Source organism: Streptomyces calidiresistens (assembly GCF_014141525.1).
Classification (GTDB): domain Bacteria; phylum Actinomycetota; class Actinomycetes; order Streptomycetales; family Streptomycetaceae; genus Streptomyces; species Streptomyces calidiresistens.
On the sequence record NZ_VKHS01000778.1, the window covers coordinates 1 to 2,489 of the forward strand.

The following is a 2,489-nucleotide window of genomic DNA, read 5'->3' on the forward strand; positions in this document are numbered from 1 at the left end:
CACGACCCGGAGCGCGACGCCGGCCGACTGCCGGTCGACGTGCTCGAACGCCTGGTCGGCGAGCGCTTCACCGATGTCGCCGGGGTGCACCCGGACCGGATCCGCCTGCAACGCCACCTGCCCACCGCGACCTACCGGTTGCAGCTGCAGCCCGACTTCACCTTCGCGGCGGCGGCCCGGGTCGTGCCGTACCTCGCCGATCTGGGGGTCTCCCACCTCCACCTGTCCCCCGTGCTGGAGGCGGTGCCCGGCTCCGGTCACGGCTACGACGTGGTGGACCCCACCCGGGTGCGGGCGGAACTCGGCGGCGAGGAGGGGCTTCGGGAGCTGTCCGCCACGGCGGCCGCCCACGGGCTGGGACTGGTGGTGGACATCGTGCCCAACCACATGGCCGTGCCGGTGCCCGCCCGTCTGAACCGACCGTTGTGGGAGACGCTGCGGCACGGTCCCGACTCCCCCGCCGCCCGCTGCTTCGACATCGACTGGGAGGCGGGGGGCGGACGGATGCTGCTGCCGGTGCTGCCCGGCCCCATCGGCGGGGAGTTGGCCTCCTTCACCGTCGAGCGTCCCGAGGGGGACGGCGGAGAGGCCGTGCTGCGGCACGGCCCGCTGTGCTTCCCGCTGCGGCCCGGCACCGAGGATCTGCCGATGGCGGAGCTGTTGGAGGCCCAGCACTACCGGCTCGCCTGGTGGCGGCTGGCCGCCGGCGAGCTGAACTACCGCCGGTTCTTCACCGTCAACGAGCTGATCGCGGTGCGGGTGGAGGACCCGGAGGTGTTCGCCGCCACGCACGGCACGGTGCTGCGGCTGCTGGAGGAGGGCGTGATCTCGGGACTGCGGATCGACCATCCGGACGGGTTGGCCGATCCACCGGCGTACCTGCGGCGGCTGGCCCGGCACACCGGCGGGGCGTGGACGGTGGTGGAGAAGATCCTCGGTGCCCGGGAGGAACTGCCCGGAGACTGGCCGGTCGCCGGGACCACGGGCTACGACGCGCTCCGGCACGTGGACGGGGTTCTGCGGGATCCCGCCGGGGCTGCGGCGCTCACCGAGGCCCACCGGGTGTTCACCGGGGTGCCGGCGGAGACGGGCGGCGAGTGGGGGGCGACGGAGCTGCACGCCGCCCGCCGGATGGTGACCCGGGAGCTGGCCGCCGAGGTGGCCCGCTGGTGCCGGGCGGCGGAGCGGGTGTGCCGCACCGCCCCGAAGCTGGCGCTGCGCGATCACTCCACGGACGCGCTGCGCGCGGCGCTGGTGGAGATCGTGGCGGGGCTGCCGGTGTACCGGCCGTACGTGCCGGCGGACGGCCCGCCGTCGGCGACCGACGAGGCCCTGTTGACGGAGGCGGCGCGCCGGGCCGAGGAGACGCTGACCGACGTCCGGGAGCGGGCGGCGGTGCCGGTGGTGCGGGACCTGGCCCTGGGCCGTCCCGGCGGCGGCCCGGCCGCGGACGAGGCACGGATCCGGTTCGCGCAACTCTCCTCCGCGCTGCGGGCCAAGGCGGCCGAGGACACCGCGTTCTACCGGTACACCCCGGTGCTCGCCGCCTGCGAGGTGGGCGGCGACCCGGGCCGGCCGACGGTGGACCCCGGGGAGTTCCACGCCTTCTGCGAACGGGTCGCCCGACAGTGGCCGTTGACCGGGACGGTGCTGTCCACGCACGACGCCAAGCGCAGCGCGGACGTGCGGGCCCGGCTGGGGGCGTTGACCGAGCTCGCCGAGGAGTGGGTGGAACTGCTGGAGGACCGGTCGGGGGAGGCGGAGCGGCCGGGTCTCCCGGCACCGGACCGGCACACCGAGTGGATCGCGCGCCAGACCGCGCTGGGCTTCGGCTCCCCCGAGCCGGGGGCCGACGGGGAGGAGAGGCGCCGGCACCGGGAGCGACTGACGGCCGCGTTGCTGAAGGGGGCCCGGGAGGCGAAGCTGCGCACCGACTGGACGGACGGCGACCCGGCGTACGAGGCGGCGTTGGAGGAGTTCACCGCCCGGGTGCTGTGCGCCGAGCCGGACGCGGCGACGGCGGGTGTGGAGCGGCAGGTGGCCGAGTTGGCCGAGGTGAACGCGCTGTCCGCGACCCTGCTGCACCTGACGATGCCGGGAGTGCCGGACCTCTACCAGGGCACGGAGGTGGAGTACCGGGCCCTGGTGGACCCGGACAACCGGGCCCCCTACCGGCCGCCCGCCGAACCGACACCGGGGAGCCTGTCGGCCCGGAAGCTGCGGGTGACCCGGGAGGCGCTGCGGTTGCGCCGTCGGTTCCCGGAGTGGTTCGGGGCGGGGTCCGCGTACACGCCGCTGCGGGCGGAGGGCCCGGCGGCGGACCGGGTCCTGGCCTTCGGCCGGGGGCCGGCGGGGGAGGCGCCGCGCGCGGTCACCGTGGTGACCCGGTTGAGCGGAGCGCTGCCGGCCGACGGCTCCCCGGAGACGGTGCTGTCGTTGCCCGCGGGTGAGTGGGAGGACCTGTTGACGGGGCGTCGGCCGGCTTCGAC

Annotated in this window: 1 protein-coding gene; it reads left to right on the top strand. The window is 75.9% G+C overall.

Annotation, left to right across the window (positions count from 1 at the left end; translation table 11 throughout):
* Positions 1 to 84: 84 nt before the first annotated feature.
* Positions 85 to 2,489 (top strand): malto-oligosyltrehalose synthase (gene treY, locus FOE67_RS22630; RefSeq protein ID WP_498370713.1); only part of this gene is annotated, 2,405 nt, incomplete at its 3' end.